Genomic DNA, 18,196 nt, shown 5'->3' with positions numbered 1-18,196 from the left:
GCCGAGGCGCGGGGGCCGACCCTGTCCTCAGTCCAGGAGGCGGAGGGACTCCTCCCGCATCTGCACCTTGCGGACCTTGCCCGTGACCGTCATCGGGAACTCGTCCACCACGTGCACGTAACGCGGGATCTTGAAGTGGGCGATACGGCCCTGACAGAAGGCCCGGAGCGTCTCGGGCGTGAGCGGCTCGGCGCCCTCGCGCATCCGCACCCAGGCCATGAGCTCCTCGCCGTACTTCTGGTCCGGAACCCCGATGACCTGCGCGTCGAGCAGGTCGGGGTGGGTGTAGAGCACCTCTTCGATCTCGCGCGGGTAGATGTTCTCCCCGCCCCGGATCACCATGTCCTTGATCCGGCCGGTGATGCCCACGTAGCCGTCCTCGTCCATGACGGCGAGGTCCCCGGTGTGCATCCACCGGCCCCGGTCGATCACCTCGGCGGTCTTGTCCGGCTCGTTCCAGTAGCCGAGCATCACCGAGTAGCCGCGGGTGCACAGCTCACCCGGGGTGCCTCTGGGCACGGTGACCCCCGTGGCGGGGTCGATGACCTTGACCTCCAGGTGGGGGCCGACCCGACCCACGGTGGACACACGGCGTTCCAGGGAGTCGTCCCGCCGGGTCTGGGTGCTCACCGGGGAGGTCTCGGTCATGCCGTAACAGATGGACACCTCGGCCATGCCCATCCGGTCGATGACCTGGCGCATCACCTCCACCGGGCAGGGCGAGCCCGCCATGATCCCGGTCCGCAGGGTGGAGAGGTCGTAGTCGTCGAAGTCGGGCAGGGCCAGTTCGGCGATGAACATGACCGGCACCCCGTACAGCGAGGTGCACTTCTCCGCCTGGACGGCGCCGAGCGCGGTGGCGGGTTCGAATCCGGGGCCGGGGATGACCATGCAGGCGCCGTGGCTGGTGGCGGCGAGGTTGCCCATCACCATGCCGAAGCAGTGGTAGAAGGGCACCGGCAGCGCGATCCGGTCGATCTCGGTGTAGCCCAGCAGCTCGCCCACCGAGAAGCCGTTGTTGAGGATGTTGTGGTGGGACAGGGTCGCGCCCTTGGGGAATCCGGTCGTCCCCGACGTGTACTGGATGTTGATCGGATCGTCCGGGGACAGGGTCGCCTCCACCTCGGCCACCGGTCCGCGGCCGTTCCGCTCCCCCGCCGCGAGCAGCGCGTCCCATGCGGGGCTTTCGAGGAGGACCACGTCGCGCAGGTCGGGACAGTCGCCGCGCACCTCCTCGATCATGCCCGCGTAGTCGGAGGTCTTGAAGGCGGGCGCCGAGACCAGGGCCGAGACGCCCGCCTGACCCAGAACGTAGCGGAGTTCGTGGGTGCGGTAGGCCGGGTTGATGTTGACCAGCACCGCGCCGATCCGCGCGGTCGCGTACTGGACGAGCACCCACTCGGCGCGGTTGGGCGACCAGATGCCCACCCGGTCGCCCTTGGTCACCCCGAGGTCGAGGAGGCCCGAGGCCACCCGGTCCACCTCCGCGTCGAACTCCCGATAGGTGTACCGGAGCCCCAGGCCGCGGTCGATGAGCGCGTCACGGTCGGGGTGGGCGGCGGCGGTGCGCGCCAGATTCCCGCCGATCGTGTCGCCGAGCAGAGGGGTGGTCGAGGTACCGGAGGCGTAACTGGGACGGGGGTCGGTGTTGCTCAAGTCCGGGCTCCTTGCTGTGCGGAGGCAGCGGTTCCGTGGCCGGTCGGGCGGCTTTCACCACCTTTCCCACCATGTAACCCGGATCACAGTTACCACGTCCCACGGCTCTGAGGGAAGCGTTCCGCCCCTTCCCGACCGGCTCCGGCACCCCGGACGAACGGCTCCTCCTCAGGAACCCCCGCCGCCCTCATAGCTGCCGTAGGAGGCCGCCCCGACCACCTCGTACTCCTGGACCGCGATCCCGCCCGGCGTGGTCCGGTTGCTCCGCAGGCGCAACCCGGACGGAACGCCGTGTTCCGGGAACAACCGCCGGCCGTCGCCCACGACCACCGGCGCGACCATCAACCGCAGCTCGTCCACCAGGCCCGCCGCCAACAGCGACGCCCCCAGACGAGCGCTGCCGTGGATCTGCAACTCCCGGCCGGGGAGCCGCTTGAGCTCGGCCACCTGGGCGAACACGTCGCCGGACAGGATCGTGGTCGGCTCCCACGTCGCCTCGGTGAGACTGTGCGAGGCCACGTACTTGGGCAGACCGTTGAGCTTCGTAGCGGCCGGGTCCTCCGCAGGGTCCATCGTCGGCCAGTCGCGGGCGAAGTTCTCGTAGGTGCGGCGACCGAACAGGAACGCGTCCGCCCCCTCCAACCAGCCCATGACGACGTTCAGGAACTCCTCGTCCATGTGCGGGACCAGCCAGCCTCCCCGCGCGAAACCGTCGCTGGTGTCCTCGTCCGGAGAACCGGGCCCCTGGGCCACTCCGTCCAATGACAGGAACTCCTGAAGAATCAGCCTCACGATGTCCTCCTTCGCGGTCGAAAGGGTCAGTGGTGCAGGGCGGGGCGGTAGACGAGCTCCTGGATCCGCCCGTCGAAGGTGTGGTGTTCGAGCAGTTCGAGGTCGAAGTCCTCGGCCCCCTTGAAGATCGGGGCGGTCCCGGACCGGCCGGTCAACACCGGGAAGATCGTCACCTGGACCCGGTCGACCAGGCCCGCGGCCATCAGGGCGCGGTTCATCGACAGACTGCCGTGCGAGCGCAACGGAACGTCGGACTCCTCCTTGAGCCGGGCGATCACGTCGACGGCGTCACCGCGCGCGACGTGGGCGTCCCCCGGCCAGTCGAGGGGTTCCTCGACGGTGTCGGAGACGACGGTCGTCGGCAGGTGCCGCATCCGCGCGACCCACGGGTCGTACACACCGGTCTCCGCGGGGTCCATCTTCATGAGTTCGACGAACTCCCGGTAGGTGCCCGCCCCGAAGATCATCCGCTGGTCCGGCGTGTACTGGTCCAGCCGGTGTCGGAGGAACTCGGGGCCCTGCTTGCCCCAGTAGCCTCCCCAGTCACCGCCCTCGCCGTAGGAGCCGAAGCCGTCGAGGCTGGAGAAGACGTCGAAGGTGTAGGTGGTGGTCATGGTGCCTGCCCCTTGAGATGAGGTCGGATGGTCTCGACGATGTAGACCCGGCACCATCGTCGAACTCATCGCCGCCCGAGCCCCGTCGACAGGCCGATGAGAACGGTCATCCGACCACTCCTTTGAGGAGTCGCGCCCTTCGCTTCACGAGCCCCGGATCACCGGTGTACGGGGGGACCTGGCATGCTGAATCCCCCCTCCCCGCGAAGAAGAAGGCCTCCCATGTCCGAAGAGCACGCGCCGGAAACGGTCGAGGACGAGACCGACAAGTACCTGTCCACTCTCAAGACGCCCGTGGTCACCACCGAGCACTACTGCGACCTCGAAGTCGATGACATGTGGCCGGTCATGGCCACCATCGTCGACGACGCGGAAGGGACCATCATCAAGCTCAGCCAGGACGCGCGCGAGCAGGGCGCGGACGCGGTCGTGGGCATGCGGATCGTCGGCGGCGTCGGAGTCTCCGGTTCCTCTTACGTCTATGGCACCGCGGTGACCTTCGTCGACGACGCGGAGGACTCCGACGACGAGCTCGACTGAGCGACCCGCGTCGGAGCGACACCGCCCGCACGAGCTTCCGCCCGCCCCGGTGAGGCTCGGATCCGGCACCCCGTGGCCGGGTTCCTCGTCGGGGTGGTGCCCCCTCCTCTCGAACGCACCCCTAGCGGAAGGCGCTCAGCGCCAGGTGGGCCGCGGCGGCGTCCACCGGCTTGGCGACGTCGAGCCCGGTGGCCTCCGCGAACCTGCGGAGACGGTTGATCACCGTGTTGCGGTGGCAGAACATCGCCCGCGCCACCTCGGTGATGGAACCGATCTCGTAATAGGTCTCGACCGTCTCGATCTGTAGGTCGATCTCGCGCTGGGAGTACCTCCCGAGCGAGGACCGGACGTCCCGGGCGAAGGCCTCGGCGACCACCCCCAGGCGTGCGCCCGCCAGCCGGGTCCAATGATCCTCGAACCGCGCCGCCGCGCCGTCCCGCGCCCACTTCGCCAACTCGCAGGCCAGACGCCACATCTCGGCGATCTCCCCGATGCCGTGGGCGCTCGGAGAGATCCCGACCGGCCTGGCCACCAGCGCCTCCCGGGCGGCGTCCGTGACCTCGGCGGCGGGAACGATCGCGAACTCGACCCCGTCCAGGCGGAGGAGGAACGCGCCGGGCAGGGCCTCGCCGACCCACCCCCTGAAGTCGCGCGCGTGGTTCTCGTTGGCCACCAGGACGATGTGGACACCGTCGGGATCCAACCCGAGGGCCTCGGCCGCCTGAGCGTGCAGACGCGCGTCCGTACCGAACCCGCTCAGCAGATGGCGGAGCAGGAACGCGTGTTCCAACTCCAGCTCCGCGCGCATCCGCGCGATCTCGTCCGTGTACCCGGTCTGCACGTGCGTCGTGTGTAGCTCCACCGCCTCCCAGATCGAGATGACCTCCGCAGAGAAGCCGGAGAAGTCCTCTTCGGGAACATGCGCGCGCATCGCCTCCCAGAGGAAACGGAAGTCCATCCGCACGGCCCGCAGCAGTGACTCCAGGGGGATCCCTCGGCGGGCGCGCGACCGCCCGACCTCGACGGAGTGGGCGCGCAGCTCCTCGTGGCGTTCCCGACCCCGCAGGAGTTCCAGGAGGAGTTCGAGCGTGGCCCGGGCGGTGCCGTACAGCTCGGCGTCGTCGATGACGGTCTCCGCGTACCCGGTCAGCTCGCGCACCCTGCGGACGTAGGCCCAGGCGATGGCCTCCAGCTCCTCCAGGCACGCCTCCGCCGCGCGGGGGATGACATCCGACTGCCCTGCTTTGTGCATGTGCACATTTTAGACGGCGTTCTCGTGGTGTTCTTCGCTTGTGAAGGTTGGGTTTTTCCAAGACGATGATCGGCATCACACCTGGTCGTCGATGGTCCGCCCGACCGGTGCACATCTCCCGGAGGATCACATGTCACAGCCCCAGCCGACCACTCCGAGCGCGCGAGGCCCCAACGTCGACGCGGCCGACGCGAAACGCATCGCCTTCGCCGCCTTCGTCGGCACCGCCCTGGAGTGGTACGACTACTTCCTGTTCGGCATGGCCGCCGCACTGGTCTTCAACCGTCTGTTCTTCACCGACCTCGACCCGAGCGCGGGTCTCATGGCGGCGCTGGCGACCTTCGGCGTCGGTTTCGCCGCCAGGCCGATCGGAGCGCTGATCTTCGGCTACATCGGCGACCGCTACGGACGGCGACCCGCGCTGCTGGCGACCATCGTCATGATCGGCTGCGCGACCGGACTCATCGGCGTGCTCCCCGACTACCTCGCGATCGGTATCGCCGCGCCCATCCTGCTCGCGGTCCTGCGACTCCTCCAGGGGCTGGCCGTGGGCGGCGAATGGGGCGGCGCCATCACCATCGCCATCGAACACGCCCCCGAACGGCAGCGCGCACGGTACGCCGCCCTGGTCCAGATCGGCTCCCCGGTCGGCACCCTCATCTCCTCCGCCGCCTTCGCCGCCGTGCTGGTGCTGCCCGCGGCCGAGTTCGACGCCTGGGGATGGCGACTCCCGTTCCTCGCCGCGTTCCCGCTGCTCGGGATCGCCCTCTACATCCGCTTCAAGGTGGAGGAGTCCCCCGTCTTCCAGGAGCTCCTGGAGATGGAGGACCGCGCCAAGGTGCCCGCCCTGGCCCTGTTCCGCGAAGCCGGAGGACGCCTGCTCGTGGCGGTCGCCGCGGCTCTGCTGGGGGTCGGCGGCTTCTACATGATGACGACCTTCGTGGTCTCCTACGCCTCCACCGTCCTGGAGGTCGACCGACAGGCGGTCGTGAACGCGACGCTCGTCGCCGCCGTCTTCCAGATCTTCACGACCCTGATCGCCGGACGCGTGGCCGAACGCTTCGGCCCCGGCCGGATGACGGTGATCGGCGCCGTGACCACGGGTCTGGCCGCCTTCCCCCTCTTCCGGCTCATCGACACGGGCGAGCCCTGGGCGATCACCATCGCGGTGACCATCGGCATCTGCCTCATCACCCTGGCCTACGCCGTCACCGGCACGCTGCTGGCAGACCTGTTCCCCGCCCGGCTGCGCTACAGCGGCGTCTCCCTCGGCTACAACCTCGCCGGAACCCTCAGCGGTTTCCTCCCGCTCATCGCCACCGCGCTTCTGGTCGTGGACGACGGGGCGTCCTGGCCCGCGGTGCTGGTCCTCATCGGCATCTGCGCCATCACCGCGCTCGGCGGTGTGGCCGGCGAGCGGATCAGGGCCGTGGACGTCCGAGCCGCCGAGAACTCGCCGAAGACCAAGGCATGAAGCGCCCGCCCACTCCCACCACGACCTCAGTACAGGAGATCCACTTGAACCTCGAACCCGAAGTCATCGCGCGTATCGAAGCGGCGGTCGACGAGGCCTTCGACGCCCAGCTGGCCTTCACCCAGGAACTCGTACGTCACCCCTCCCTGCGCACTCGGGAGTCCTCGGCACAGGACCTGATGTACGAGGCCATGGAACGGCGAGGCCTGGCCATGGACCGCTGGGAGCTCGACCCCGAGGAGATCTCCGCCCACCCTGGGGCCGGAAAGATCAAGGTCTCCTACGAGGGCGTCGAGAACGTGGTGGGCACGTACGCGCCCGCCCAAGGTGGAGGACGTTCGCTGATCCTCAACGGCCACATCGACGTGGTCCCCGAAGGCCCCGTCGAGGAATGGTCCCGGTCGCCCTGGGACGCCCCCGTCATCGACGGTTGGCTGTACGGGCGGGGCAGCGGCGACATGAAGGCGGGGCTGGCCGCCAACCTGTTCGCCTACGACGCCGTGCTCAAGGCCGGGTTCATGCCCACCGGACGCATCCACTTCCAGTCCGTGGCGGAGGAGGAGTGCACCGGCAACGGATCACTCGCGACGATCCAGCGCGGTTACCGCGCCGACGCCGTCCTGATCCCCGAGCCGGAGGAGGACATGCTGGTCCGCGCCAACGTCGGCGTCATCTGGTTCACCGTGCGCGTCGCCGGGCACCCCACGCACCCGAGGGAGATGACGTCGGGGTTCAACGCGATCGACGCGGCACACCACGTGATGGGGAGACTGCGCGAGCTCGAACGGCGCTGGAACGACGAGAAGGACCGGCACCCCTACTTCGAGGACCTCGACCACCCCATCAACTTCAACCTCGGTGGGATCACCGGTGGCGATTGGCCGTCCAGCGTTCCCGCCTGGTGCGAGCTCCAGGTCCGGGCGGCGCTCTATCCCGGGGTGAGCGCCGACGACGCCTGGGAGCAGATCGAGGAGGTTCTGCGGAACACCACCACCGATGACGCGGGGAACCCCATCCAGGCCGTGGGCGAACGGACCGGCTTCTACTCCGAGGGTTACGTCCTGCCGGAGGGGACGGAGGCGGAGGACGTTCTGCGCGGAGCACACCGGACCGTCTTCGAGGAGGAGCTGAGGACCTTCACCACCCCCGGCTACCTGGACGGACGTGTCTACACCCTGTACCAGGGGGTTCCCGCGCTGGTCTACGGGCCGGTCTCCGAGGCCATCCACGGATATGACGAGCGCGTCGACATCGAGTCCGTGCGGCGGATCACCAAGTCCATCGCCCTGTTCATCTCCGCGTGGTGCGGGTTGGAACCGGCCTCCTGACACGGCTTCGAGAGGTCCGTTCCACGACCCCTCAGCGAGGCCCGGATAGAAGAAACGGCGCCGCATCCTTGCTTGCAGGGTGCGGCGCCGTCCTCATGTCAGAGCAGCGACAGCTCGCGGAGCTTCGCCTCGACCTCCGCGTTGGCCGGTTCGACCTGGTGGGAGCCGTCCGGGTAGACGACCACCGGGATGTTGGTCCGCCCCGAGATCTCCCGGGCCTGTTCCGTGGCCGCCGTGTCGTGCTCGACGTCGATGTACTCGAAGGGCACCTGAAGCTCGGTCAGTTGCTTCTTCGTACGTCGGCAGTCCCGGCACCAGTCGGCTCCGTAGACGCGGATCGCCGCCTCGTTCATCCGTCCTCCCTCGGGGTGGTCTCCCCGCCAGTCTGCCCGACCGCCCCAAATGTGCTTCCAAGGGGCATACGGGGAGTGGAGTGGTTGCCCCTCGTAGGGGCGATGAGGACCTGATCGACAGCGCCAACTCGACGTACGTCTTCGAGTTGCTACCCCTCGCAGGGGCGATGAAGGCACCACTTTGACGTGGACTCCAACCAGGCCATGCTCAGGTTGCTGCCCCTCGTAGGGGCGATGAAGGCATCCGGTAGTACATCCGCGCCCGGCGCCGCGCTGAAATCAGAGCTCTTCGGCTTCTCATCGAGCCTCCCGAAACCAACGCCGGACCAGGCCCCTTCAGCCCAACCATCCTCGACCTGTCAACGGCACAGGTCGTAGAGCAGACCTTCTCCCTGGAGTTTAGAGCTCCACACCGACAAGAACCTCCCGGCACCTTGGCAGCCCCCACCCAAAAGTCCGCTTCACAAAAACGAGCGAAAAGCACCCCCATCACCTCTCCGTGTGACCCATGGGACGCGAGGTCGAAGCGCTCGGGGCATCCTGATCGGGTACTCGATGGTCAGGGCCGCACCCCGAAGGATGCGGCCCCACGGAGGGTCCCTATCGAAGCCGTCGGGTCTCCAGTCCCGCGGCTCCGACATCCAGCCGGCCCTCACGTTCTTGTGTTGCTCCCGGTCTCGGTCATCACGGACCGTCCACCGCCGATCTATTCGGGAGCGGTCATGTCATCCCGTTTTCATTGAAATGTCTTTTCATGTGGTCATCGTCCGGGTTCGGTGAGCAGGCGTTGGACGTCGGACTTGAAGTAGCGGCGGTGGCCGCCCAGGGTGCGGACCCAGCGCAGTCTGCCTTCTTGGGCCCACAGACGGACGGTCTTGGGATCCACCCGGAAGGCCTGGGCGACCTCTTGGGGGGTGAGCAGGTCCATGGGGTCGACATCCGGCTGCGTCATGTTCTTCTCTCAGGGGGTCGTCGGGGGTTAGGTTGTTCGAGGCGCCCATGTCGGAACACGAGCGCGTGGTCTTCGAGCCAGGGGACGATCAGCGTTCCCGTATACGTGTGCGTGCGGCGTGGAGCGCGGCCAGCACCTGGACCAGGCGTCCTTCGGCGTCGTCCAACAGCGCGGTCCTGCGGGACGGGCTGTTGCCCGCCCACTGCGCACGGGTGAGGTAGCGGGCGGCGTCCTCGGCGGCGCTGGCCCCGGCCAGCAGGGTGGGACCGTAGGCCGGGCGGGCGGCCTGGTCCCACGCGGCGCGGGTGCCCTCGACCTGCCGACGCCGGGTCTGGAGGGGGAGTTGGGCCTGGTCCCAGAGCAGGTAGGCCTGCTCCCGTCCCTCCTGGTCGGCCTCGTAGGCGTCCAACAGCCTGGTCAGGAGCTCGTGCGAGGGGCGGATGCGTCCGGTCTCGATCCGCGAGACCGTCGACTGATCCACCCCCGACAACCGGTAGCCGCTCAACCCGGCCGCCTTCCGCAACCGCTTCAGATGCACACCCAGCGCCTTCTTGGACTCGGTGCACAGGGAGTCCGCGTCATGTTCGTTCACTCGAAGACTCCAGATCGGAGAGGGGAAGCGGGTGATCGAGCCAGGCGGGCGGGCCCCGGAAGGGCGCTCGTGGGAGCGCCCCTCCGAGGCACCGGCCGAGTGTTCCGCACCTTGCGGCACAGGGCTTTTCCACAGCCGCATCAGCAGGGCCGAATGGTTCCGGTAAGAGTGGTCAGAGCGGCGATGGGCGGCTCTCCCCTGCCCGGGTCATTCGGCGGCGAGGCCCGCCACCGCCACCCCGACGCTTCGAAGACATTCCTCAGCCCGTCCGACTCGCGTGCCACCAACCGGGTATCCGCGCCCTGCTCTCGGGCTTGGCCGGTGTAGACCTCAGCGGCCCCGTTCATCCCGGACAGGTGCGTGATCCCCCAGCCGCTTCCCGGTGCCAGTCGGGAGGCCAGCGCCTCCAGCAGACCCGTGACCTCTTCGTCTTCGAGGTGATCCAGGGTCAGGGTGGAGAGCACCCCCACCGGCACCGACAGATCCAGATGCTCGCCCAGAGCGTTGACCAAGGTTTCTGGGAACCTCAGATCCAGGTCGAGCACGTGCACGTTGCCTCCCCGAACCCGGGCCGGATGCTCCCACCACGCCCTGGCGGCGGCCAGGGCGGCCAGATCGTGGTCGACATAGACCGTCCTCGCCCGCGACCCCCACAACACCCGGCCCCGTTCGTGCGGAGCCCGGCGCAACGTCGGCAACCCACAGCCCAGATCGATCACCTGGGAGAAGGAGTGGCAGACCGCGTCGACCACGCCTTCGCGGGCCTTGCGGTGCAGCAACATCTGCCCCGCCAAGGCGGGTGAGGCCTCGGCCATGCGCACGGCGACATGGCGGTCCTGGCTCCAGGAGTCCTTGCCGTAGTCCAGGTAGTCGAAGGTGCGGGCCGCGTTGGTCAACGCCCATTCCTCACGGTCGAGCAGGGTTCCGCTACGGGCCTCGCCCCAGACCGGAGGCTTCTGCGTTTCAGGGAACATCACGCCTCCTCTTGGTGCGCTCCGCGGGAGGCCCGGGCGGCATCCCGTAGTGAGCGCGCAGCCGCGATTCCAACTGTTCGGGGGTGGGTTCGATCTGGCTGCGCCAGGGGGCGCGAGGGTGGTGGTGGGTGGCCAGCCAGAAGCGTCCGGTCCAGGCGATCTTGTGCGTACGCCCCCAGCGGGAGGTGAGTTCGGCCAACACCTGTGCGGGAGGGGCCCAGGTGTCTCCGTACTCATCCATGTGAACGCCCTCGTGCGTTCGGGCGCGGACGCAGCGGCGGGTGCGGCCGGCCGAGGTGAGGTGGGCTTCTAAGCAAGACCTGTTCACGAAGCGGCTCCCTCGGTTTCGGTGAGCCGGTCGAGCAGGGCGATCGCCGCCGCGAGGTCACCGGAGGAGAGCGCCACCGACAACGCGGCCCGCGCCTGACACATCCGCGCCCGGAGCAGAGCGGGGTGGTGCTCGCCCAGATGCGCGGCGGGGGCGACGGCCGGTGCGGAGGAGAGGAAGGAAGCGGAGGAGCCGGCGGACCCGGAACGAGAACGCGAACACAGGGGCACCGAAGGGCTGGGCGAACCGGGTGAGCGGGACGGACGGGACGATCCGAGCGGGCTGAATGACCCGGTACCCCTGCCGGTCATGGCGGGAGCGGGGAGCCTGAGCGCGTCGCGGAGCGCGGATAGGAACGCCTCGGTCTGGATATCCATCATGGTCACGCCACCTCCGGCAGGTTCCGCAACCCGGTCAACACCCGCTCCAACAACGGGACCTCCGATGCGCTGAGGGCTTCGAGAGGCCGACGCGGCCGAGGCACGAACACCGGAGTCAGAGAGGGAGCACGTGAGGGAACGGGAGTCGAGGCGAGCAGGTCGAGGACATAGCTCCTCACCCGCCGCGCCGCACGGCGATGTCGTCGGACAGGGAGCTTCAGGGAACGGGGCGCCATAGCGCACACCTCTTCTCAGGGAGCCGGATGGGAGGTCCGGCGGGATTCATCAGGTAGTCCCATGCTCACGCGTTCAGCCAAAAAACGCAAGACCAACTTTTAGATTAGTGAGAGAATCCCATGTAGATCCCTTACTTCAAGGTTGGTGATGAGCAAAATGTCCGGAAACCCAGAAGCGCCTCTAGGATCAGAGCGCATCCAGACGCCCTCCACTGAGGAGACACCGTTCGTGGCCTCATCACCGCCGCTCAGCAAAATGCGTCTCTCACGCATGCTGCGGGAGAGCAGAGAAGCGGCGAGGATGACCGCTGACCAAGTGAACGAGCGAGCTCTAGAGATCAGTGGCACGAAGATCTCTGCTTCGACGATCACGAGGATCGAACGTGATGAGTGGGTACGGCCGAAGCTAGAGGTCGTGGAGCTGCTACTCGACGTCTACGGCATCGACAACCTCGCGGAACGCGAGGAGTACGTACGTCTTGCGAAGGAAGCCCGGCGCAAGAGTTGGTGGCGCAACTACGACGACGTCATCGAGAGCACTCTCATCGGACTGGAACCAGGAGCCTCACGGATCCGCGATGTGGCTTTGACCGTCATCCCTGGCCTTCTTCAGACACAGGCGTACACCCGAGCGGTCATCGCCGGTGCTGGCATCGTGGACGCTGAGGAGATCGAACGACGTGTTGAAGCCAGGATGTTGCGACAGCAAATCCTCGGCCCGACAGCAGAAGGACCGAAGTACTGGTGCATCCTCGATGAGTCCGCGCTCCGCAAGATCCCCTCGGAGATAAGAGAGCAGCAGGTCCGCCACCTGATCGACATCCAGAGGCCGGACTTGCGCGTCCAGGTTCTCCCGGACTCCGCTGGTCTACATGCCGCAGTCGCGGGTGGCTTCACCATCCTCGACTTCGCGGAAGATTCCGGCCTCGTGTACACCGAAAGCGCTGCCAGCCAGCGGGTACACGAAGATATAGAGGATGTAGAGGCGTTCGACCTGGTGTACTCATATGTGAGTGCGTCAGCTCTCGGCATCCAGGAGTCTGTCCAGACCTTGGAAAGCTTCATCAGCTAAGGACACGACCATGCAATCCCACCCGACCTTGAACTTCCGTAAGTCCAGCTACAGCGGCGGCCGCACCGACAACTGCGTCGAGGTCGCCAACGTCCCTGGGAGCTCGGCAGTACGCGACACCCAGAATCGCGAGTCCGGGCACCTTATGTTCTCCAGCTCGGAGTGGACGGCGCTGCTCAGGACTGTGTCCCACTCGTAGCGACCACGACGAAGGCCCCCGGTCACCCGGGGGCCTTCGCGTTGCATTACCTGATGCAATCCCACAGCTACTGTACCCTGCCAGGTTCCTGGCGGGGAAGGACCAAGGTCTTCTCATGATTTCGCCCACTGTTAGCTGAACTAGCGCATCAAGAAAGTCCGGTTACGAGCGTTCTCTACCACGGCTGAAGCCACAGAGTTACCCTGAGGCTCCCCCCAGCACCCGACTCAGGAGCGATGGACGATGCCACTCCCCCAGGCCGAAGCTCTCCCCTTCCGCAAATCCAGCTACAGCTCTGCCAAGGGGCAGAACTGCGTCGAGGTCGCCGATACCCCAGGCACCTCCGCCGTCCGAGACTCACAGAACCCTGACTCAGGACACCTCACCTTCAGCAGCAGCGAATGGACAGCCCTCCTCGCCACCACCCGCCGCACGGAGGCCCACCATGCCTGAGACCACCCACCCCCTGAACTTCCGCAAGTCCAGCTACAGCAACCCGAACAACTGCGTCGAGGTCGCCGACACCCCCGGAGCCTCCGCCATCCGAGACACCAAACGAAGGACGGACGGCCACCTGCCCTTCCCCACCGACGAATGGGCAGCCTTCCTCACCACCCTCACCCGATAACCCCCAAAACCAACCAGGCCCCGGAAGCACCAGCTCCCGGGGCCTCCCCACACCCAGAACGACCACTCCACCCATCCCCGCATCCGCGGGGAGCAGCAGCTCCCGAACATCGACATCCAGGTACTTCCGGGGTCATCCCCGCGTGCGCGGGGAGCAGTACCTGAACACCTCCGTTGTGGTGCCGGTGATGGGGTCATCCCCGCGTGCGCGGGGAGCAGCTCAACGAGTGGGAGCAGCAGGGCCGGTTCGAGGGGTCATCCCCGCGTGCGCGGGGAGCAGTCGGCGTCGGCCAGGCCCCGCTGCACCTGGCGGGGGTCATCCCCGCGTGCGCGGGGAGCAGCAGGGGCGGCTGGTCCATCGGTGTCTCCATGCGGGTCCATCCCCGCGTGCGCGGGGAGCAGACTCTTTGACCTGGCAACTTACCAGCGGGAAGCAGTCGTTTTTCCAACTTCCCGAGAAACAGACAAAACCGACACCTCTTGACCACCCACCCGAACACCACTCCCCCACCACCCCGGACACCCTCGCAGGGAACAGTCTCTACAACTTCAGATGCGCGTGCCAGGCCTTCGCCGCGTCCAGCATCGCCTCCAACCACCGCTCGTCAGGACGAAGCCGGGTGTAATGGCGATGCATACGCACCTGCGCGAGCGCGAACGTCACCAACGCCCCCCGGTCCAATCGCCCCCACAACGCGGAGGTGGCCAATAGCTTCTCCACCTCGGCCGGCTCCTGTTCGGCGGAGACCAGCTGCACCGCCAACGTCGAGGGCATCACCACCGCAGCCGCCCGGGTCGGCCAGGCCCAGTCCACGACCCACACCCGGTCGTCGGTGTCCACCACGATATTGCGCGGGTGCAGGTCCGCATGGGTCAGATGGTTCCCACGCAGGACGGACAACTCGTCCTCGGCCAGGGCCCGGTCCCACCGGTCCTCCACCCACGGCTCCGCGACCCGCGGAAGGGGAAGCGCGGCGATGCGATCCATCGCCTCCACCACCCGGGGCAGATCCGGTGACCCCGCGCTGTAATCGGTCGGCCGAGCGTCGATGACCTCGAACCCCAGAGCGAACCACCCCTGGCCCCGGGCCTGCCACAGCAGCTCAGGAGCCAGACCCCCCAGGTGGGGGTTGATCAGCCCTTCACGTTCGACCTCCTCCAGCCGACCGCCCGACCGGTCCAGGGTGGCCTTGACGAACACGCGGCCGCACTCACCGGTGACCACCGCCGTGGCGCTGGCGCTGTACCCCCGCGCGACCGGTTCCACCTGGACGATGGGCCCGGTGCGCGGGGTGATGAGTTCTCTCAGCCTCTGATCCACGCTCGGTCTTCCTAACTACGGGGAGGCACTCGGACCACATCGGCACCCACGTGACGGGCCCATCCCCACGTACGCGAGGAGCAGCGCGCGGACGACATCAGCGCCGCCCCGGAGGCGGGGCCATCCCCGCGTGCGCGGGGAGCAGTGGTGGCCACTCGGCCCCGATGGCACCCCGACGGGTCCATCCCCGCGTGCGCGGGGAGCAGACCGTTCATCACCGCAGCGCTACCCACCTGTGTGGGGTCATCCCCGCGTGCGCGGGGAGCAGGTCCCCTCGGGTCTCCCACAGCAGGGTGATGAGGGGTCATCCCCGCGTGCGCGGGGAGCAGAGGCGGGCGCCGTCGCGCAGCCAGCGGGCGATGGGGTCATCCCCGCGTGCGCGGGGAGCAGGGGCGGAGGCCGTGGTTTCGGTGGCGGCGCGGGGGGTCATCCCCGCGTGCGCGGGGAGCAGTTCGCGCGCGGGTGGCCCATCTGTTCGGCGTAGGGGTCATCCCCGCGTGCGCGGGGAGCAGTCCAGCGTGATCTCCCTGACCCGCTCCTGGAGGGGGTCATCCCCGCGTGCGCGGGGAGCAGGCGGAGCGAGGCTCGCGCCTGGAGGGTGCCGAGGGGTCATCCCCGCGTGCGCGGGGAGCAGAACCGTGGCCAGCGCCAGACGGTACACCCAAAGGGGTCATCCCCGCGTGCGCGGGGAGCAGAACCGTGGCCAGCGCCAGACGGTACACCCAAAGGGGTCATCCCCGCGTGCGCGGGGAGCAGTACACGACCAAGGTCCGCGACATCAGCAAGAAGGGGTCATCCCCGCGTGCGCGGGGAGCAGGCGGTGGCGGGGTCGGGTCCCAGACGGGTGGTGGGGTCATCCCCGCGTGCGCGGGGAGCAGTCTTCCTGACCTGCGACGCTATCCCAGCCGACCCGCCATTTCTGCACGTTGTCGAGAAACAGACAAAACCGACACTCCTCGACCACCCACCCGAACACCAATCCCCACCAGCCTAGACACCCCACAAAAAGCAGGGGCGAGGTTCCGGGGCCGACCTCAACGAGATGGGATCGGCCCACATACGCGAAGAGCAGACCCCTCTGCCCACCTCGATCGGCTGATGTACGAGGTCATCCCCGCGTGCTCGGAGGACCACTCGGCCATGAGCTCCACGGCACCCTGACCTCAGACCACCCCCACGTGTGAGAGCTCAGATCCCCGTTCGACCTCAGAGGCGCTATAAGGACCTTTTCCCTCTACAAGAAGACAAAAGTGTCCATATTCTGTTGCCGCCCCACATCTACCCTCGGACTCTCCCGAACAGGTGCGGAACACCCCTTACGGCACGAAAGCGACCCCCTCTCATGATGGGCACCTCCCACGCCGCGACCGGCCTACTGACCGGAGCCGCCCTGGGCGCAGTCCTCGGCAACCACCCCGCCGACCTCGTCCTCTGCGCGGCCGTCGGAGCCGGCGCCGCTCTCCTACCGGACCTGGACGAACCCAACTCCAGCGTCGGCCGCTCCCTGGCCCCGATCACCGAAGGCATCTCGCACCTCACCCGAGGCCTGTCCCGTCTGGTCTACCGATGGACCGCGACCTCGCGGGACTCGGCCGGCCACGATGAGGGCGGCCACCGCCACCTCACCCACACTCTGCCCGCCGCGGCCGGCTTCGGCGCTCTGGCATGGCTGCTGGCCTCGTCCGGACTCTGGGGAGCACCCGTCCTGGTGTGGCTGATGACCGCGCTCGGGATCGGAGTGATCTGGCGAGAGGTGACCGGCCAGAGCCGAGCCCGCGCCACCCCGGCCATCCTGTCCCTGGCCCTGCTGGCGGCCACCCTGACCTACCTGGTCGCGACGACCCCCCACCTGGTGGGCGCCGACCCGCGGCTGTTCGGGATCACCGTCGGCGTGGGCGCTCTGGTGCACATCCTCGGCGACTGGTTGACCCCGGCCGGGGTCCCCCTGGCCTGGCCTCTGAAGTACCGGGGGAAACGATGGTGGATGTTCCACTCCCCGCTGCCGTTCGCCACCGGCCGGCAGTCGGCCCCCGAATGGGTGATCAGGGTGTTGTGCCTGTTGGGAACCCCGGCCATCTGGCTCTGGGCCTACACCCCCGCGGGATGACGACGCCCTTCGGAAGGGGCCGACGCTGAGGATGTGGTCGGTGATCAACGACTGACCCCGGCGCCGGCCCGCGTGCGTCCGCTGGATGACGTCGCGTGCGCCCCTCGGCCCATCCCCGCGTGCGCGGGGAGCAAGTACGGGTCGCCATCTCGACGTAGCTCGCCAAGGGTCCATCCCCGCGTGCGCGGGGGCGACCGGCCGGTGTCACTCCGGAAACGAGCGACCTGATCATCGGCCATTTCATTGAAGTCCGCCTTGAAGCGGGGGATGGTAGCGAACGTGGCCACCGGAGCCGAACGCGCCGTCGACGGCGGTTGGACCGCCGGGCCCGCCATGACCGAGCCGGGGCAGAACTCCGATCGAGCGGTCCGACCGCACCCCGAGGGGCCCACGCCACGTGCGGACTTCCTCGGACCATGACGACACACAAGAGCAGAGAAGGGATGGTCCACATGACTCTCGCGGCCTTCTACACCGAATACGGCGATAGCGACGTCCTCCAGGTGTCCGAACTCCCGGTCCCCGAGCCCGGAGCGGGAGAGGTACAGGTCCGGGTCTCCTACGCGAGCGTCAACCCGGTCGACATCAAGATCCGTACCGGGACGCTCGGCGACGGCGGCCCGCTCCAGGGCACCACGATCACCGGAATGGACGTCGCCGGAACGGTCGAACGGATCGGTGCCGGTGTCACCGGCTTCTCCCCCGGTGACCGGGTGGCCGGCCTCTCCCCGAGCGGCGCGGCCGCCGAGCTGGTGAACACCTACGCGGCCACACTGGTACACGTCCCGGACTCCGTCGACCTGCGCGTCGCCGCGACGATCGGGGTCGGGGGCGGCACCGCGGTACGGGCCCTCGGACTCACGGGGGTGTCCCGTGGCGACATGATCCTGGTCGACGGCGCGTCCGGCGGTGTGGGCACCTTCCTCACCCAGCTCGCCATCGCCCGCGGGGCCACCGTGGTCGGAACGGCGTCCCAGGCCAACCACGCGCACCTGCGGGAACTCGGGGTCGTCCCGATCGAGTACGGGGAGGGCTGGCAGGCCCGGGCGCGGGCCGCCACGGACCGCCCCTTCGACGCGGCGTTCGACCTGGTGACCGGCGGAAAGTTCACGGACCTCCGGGCGCTTTCGAGCGAGACGGCCCCCATCGCGACGCTCGTGGACCCCGAGGTCCCCGAGCAGGGCGGGATCCTCGTCACCGGTAGGGAGCCGGGCTTCGAGCACGCTCTGCAAGAGGTCATGGACGCCATCGCCGACGGCGGCCTCCGGGTGCCGATCGCCCGTGAGTTCCCGCTCTCGGAGATCGCCGCCGCCCAGGACCTCGTCGCCGATGGTCACACGCGCGGCAAGGTCATCGTGTCGGTGGCCTGACCACACGTCGTTCGCGAGGGACGGGAGGG

The 18,196-nt window shown here is 68.1% G+C and carries 21 protein-coding genes and 2 CRISPR repeat arrays; of the genes, 10 read left to right on the top strand and 11 right to left on the bottom strand.

From position 1 onward, the window contains the following. Positions 1–27: 27 nt before the first annotated feature. The 3 genes from U9J66_RS09230 to U9J66_RS09220 all read right to left on the bottom strand — a co-directional run bounded on the left by U9J66_RS09230 (position 28) and on the right by U9J66_RS09220 (position 3,062). Positions 28–1,656: an AMP-binding protein gene (locus tag U9J66_RS09230; RefSeq protein WP_326337506.1), complete on the bottom strand. Its 1,629-nt coding sequence runs from the start codon at positions 1,654–1,656 to the stop codon at positions 28–30. A gap of 168 nt (positions 1,657–1,824) precedes the next feature. Further along, positions 1,825–2,448, bottom strand: a complete 624-nt coding sequence (locus U9J66_RS09225) for a dihydrofolate reductase family protein (RefSeq protein ID WP_326337505.1) — start codon at positions 2,446–2,448, stop codon at positions 1,825–1,827. Positions 2,449–2,474: 26 nt separating this feature from the next. Next, positions 2,475–3,062: a dihydrofolate reductase family protein gene (locus U9J66_RS09220; RefSeq protein WP_326337504.1), complete on the bottom strand. Its 588-nt coding sequence runs from the start codon at positions 3,060–3,062 to the stop codon at positions 2,475–2,477. A gap of 222 nt (positions 3,063–3,284) precedes the next feature. Here U9J66_RS09220 and U9J66_RS09215 point away from each other — a divergent pair, with 222 nt between their 5' ends. Then, positions 3,285–3,602, top strand: a complete 318-nt coding sequence (locus U9J66_RS09215; protein ID WP_326337503.1) for a heavy-metal-binding family protein — start codon at positions 3,285–3,287, stop codon at positions 3,600–3,602. A 121-nt stretch (positions 3,603–3,723) separates the two neighbouring features. On the opposite strand, the gene U9J66_RS09210 is transcribed toward U9J66_RS09215, so the two are convergent. Continuing rightward, positions 3,724–4,854, bottom strand: a complete 1,131-nt coding sequence (locus U9J66_RS09210; RefSeq protein ID WP_326337502.1) for a PucR family transcriptional regulator — start codon at positions 4,852–4,854, stop codon at positions 3,724–3,726. A gap of 130 nt (positions 4,855–4,984) precedes the next feature. Here U9J66_RS09210 and U9J66_RS09205 point away from each other — a divergent pair, with 130 nt between their 5' ends. Both U9J66_RS09205 and U9J66_RS09200 read left to right on the top strand, forming a co-directional pair. Continuing rightward, positions 4,985–6,328, top strand: coding sequence for an MFS transporter (locus U9J66_RS09205; RefSeq protein WP_326337501.1), 1,344 nt, complete (start codon positions 4,985–4,987; stop codon positions 6,326–6,328). Between the two features lie 44 nt (positions 6,329–6,372). Next, positions 6,373–7,656, top strand: coding sequence for an ArgE/DapE family deacylase (locus U9J66_RS09200; RefSeq protein ID WP_326337500.1), 1,284 nt, complete (start codon positions 6,373–6,375; stop codon positions 7,654–7,656). A 98-nt stretch (positions 7,657–7,754) separates the two neighbouring features. On the opposite strand, the gene U9J66_RS09195 is transcribed toward U9J66_RS09200, so the two are convergent. The 6 genes from U9J66_RS09195 to U9J66_RS09170 all read right to left on the bottom strand — a co-directional run bounded on the left by U9J66_RS09195 (position 7,755) and on the right by U9J66_RS09170 (position 11,235). Next, positions 7,755–8,009 carry a glutaredoxin domain-containing protein gene (locus U9J66_RS09195; protein ID WP_014909624.1) on the bottom strand — a complete coding sequence of 85 codons (255 nt, stop codon included), beginning with the start codon at positions 8,007–8,009 and terminating at the stop codon, positions 7,755–7,757. A gap of 760 nt (positions 8,010–8,769) precedes the next feature. Next, on the bottom strand, positions 8,770–8,937 hold the full coding sequence (locus U9J66_RS09190; protein ID WP_014910824.1) for a BldC family transcriptional regulator: 168 nt from the start codon (positions 8,935–8,937) through the stop codon (positions 8,770–8,772). Between the two features lie 112 nt (positions 8,938–9,049). Further along, complete coding sequence (locus U9J66_RS09185) at positions 9,050–9,553, bottom strand: helix-turn-helix domain-containing protein (protein WP_326337499.1); 504 nt, start codon at positions 9,551–9,553, stop codon at positions 9,050–9,052. Positions 9,554–9,693: 140 nt separating this feature from the next. Further along, positions 9,694–10,527 (bottom strand): SAM-dependent methyltransferase, encoded by an 834-nt coding sequence (locus U9J66_RS09180; protein ID WP_326337498.1) that lies wholly within the window; start codon positions 10,525–10,527, stop codon positions 9,694–9,696. After that, positions 10,517–10,768 carry a hypothetical protein gene (locus tag U9J66_RS09175; protein ID WP_161110728.1) on the bottom strand — a complete coding sequence of 84 codons (252 nt, stop codon included), beginning with the start codon at positions 10,766–10,768 and terminating at the stop codon, positions 10,517–10,519. The genes U9J66_RS09180 and U9J66_RS09175 overlap by 11 nt, the downstream gene beginning before the upstream one ends. Before the next feature lie 83 nt (positions 10,769–10,851). Continuing rightward, positions 10,852–11,235, bottom strand: a complete 384-nt coding sequence (locus tag U9J66_RS09170) for a hypothetical protein (protein WP_326337497.1) — start codon at positions 11,233–11,235, stop codon at positions 10,852–10,854. A 384-nt stretch (positions 11,236–11,619) separates the two neighbouring features. On the opposite strand from U9J66_RS09170, the gene U9J66_RS09165 reads away from it, so the two are divergent. From U9J66_RS09165 to U9J66_RS09150, 4 genes are all read left to right on the top strand, one after another. Continuing rightward, a complete protein-coding gene (locus tag U9J66_RS09165; protein WP_326337496.1) occupies positions 11,620–12,543 on the top strand; it encodes a helix-turn-helix domain-containing protein in 924 nt (307 codons plus the stop codon). A 10-nt stretch (positions 12,544–12,553) separates the two neighbouring features. Then, positions 12,554–12,742 (top strand): DUF397 domain-containing protein, encoded by a 189-nt coding sequence (locus tag U9J66_RS09160; RefSeq protein WP_161110730.1) that lies wholly within the window; start codon positions 12,554–12,556, stop codon positions 12,740–12,742. A 243-nt stretch (positions 12,743–12,985) separates the two neighbouring features. Next, a complete protein-coding gene (locus tag U9J66_RS09155) occupies positions 12,986–13,195 on the top strand; it encodes a DUF397 domain-containing protein (protein WP_161110731.1) in 210 nt (69 codons plus the stop codon). After that, positions 13,188–13,370, top strand: a complete 183-nt coding sequence (locus U9J66_RS09150; protein WP_161110732.1) for a DUF397 domain-containing protein — start codon at positions 13,188–13,190, stop codon at positions 13,368–13,370. The genes U9J66_RS09155 and U9J66_RS09150 overlap by 8 nt, the downstream gene beginning before the upstream one ends. Positions 13,371–13,498: 128 nt before the next feature. After that, a CRISPR array of direct repeats spans positions 13,499–13,771; the repeat unit is 29 nt; unit sequence GGGGTCATCCCCGCGTGCGCGGGGAGCAG. A 139-nt stretch (positions 13,772–13,910) separates the two neighbouring features. Here the strand turns inward: U9J66_RS09150 and U9J66_RS09145 are convergent. Continuing rightward, positions 13,911–14,690 carry a protein kinase gene (locus U9J66_RS09145; protein WP_326337495.1) on the bottom strand — a complete coding sequence of 260 codons (780 nt, stop codon included), beginning with the start codon at positions 14,688–14,690 and terminating at the stop codon, positions 13,911–13,913. 54 nt (positions 14,691–14,744) lie between these two features. Beyond that, positions 14,745–15,568: direct repeats of the CRISPR family, unit length 29 nt; unit sequence GGGGTCATCCCCGCGTGCGCGGGGAGCAG. A 464-nt stretch (positions 15,569–16,032) separates the two neighbouring features. Between U9J66_RS09145 and U9J66_RS09140 the strand changes: the two genes are divergently transcribed. From U9J66_RS09140 to U9J66_RS09130, 3 genes are all read left to right on the top strand, one after another. After that, a complete protein-coding gene (locus U9J66_RS09140; RefSeq protein WP_042283830.1) occupies positions 16,033–16,797 on the top strand; it encodes a metal-dependent hydrolase in 765 nt (254 codons plus the stop codon). 267 nt (positions 16,798–17,064) lie between these two features. Then, positions 17,065–17,217 (top strand): hypothetical protein, encoded by a 153-nt coding sequence (locus U9J66_RS09135; protein WP_326337494.1) that lies wholly within the window; start codon positions 17,065–17,067, stop codon positions 17,215–17,217. A 23-nt stretch (positions 17,218–17,240) separates the two neighbouring features. Continuing rightward, on the top strand, positions 17,241–18,167 hold the full coding sequence (locus U9J66_RS09130) for an NADP-dependent oxidoreductase (protein WP_042283827.1): 927 nt from the start codon (positions 17,241–17,243) through the stop codon (positions 18,165–18,167). Positions 18,168–18,196: the final 29 nt, after the last annotated feature.

The sequence above is a fragment of the Nocardiopsis sp. LDBS1602 genome (assembly GCF_035818715.1).
Classification (GTDB): Bacteria; Actinomycetota; Actinomycetes; order Streptosporangiales; family Streptosporangiaceae; genus Nocardiopsis; species Nocardiopsis alba.
Note: the sequence above shows the minus strand (reverse complement) of the source record. Positions and strands in the feature narration are given on the sequence as shown.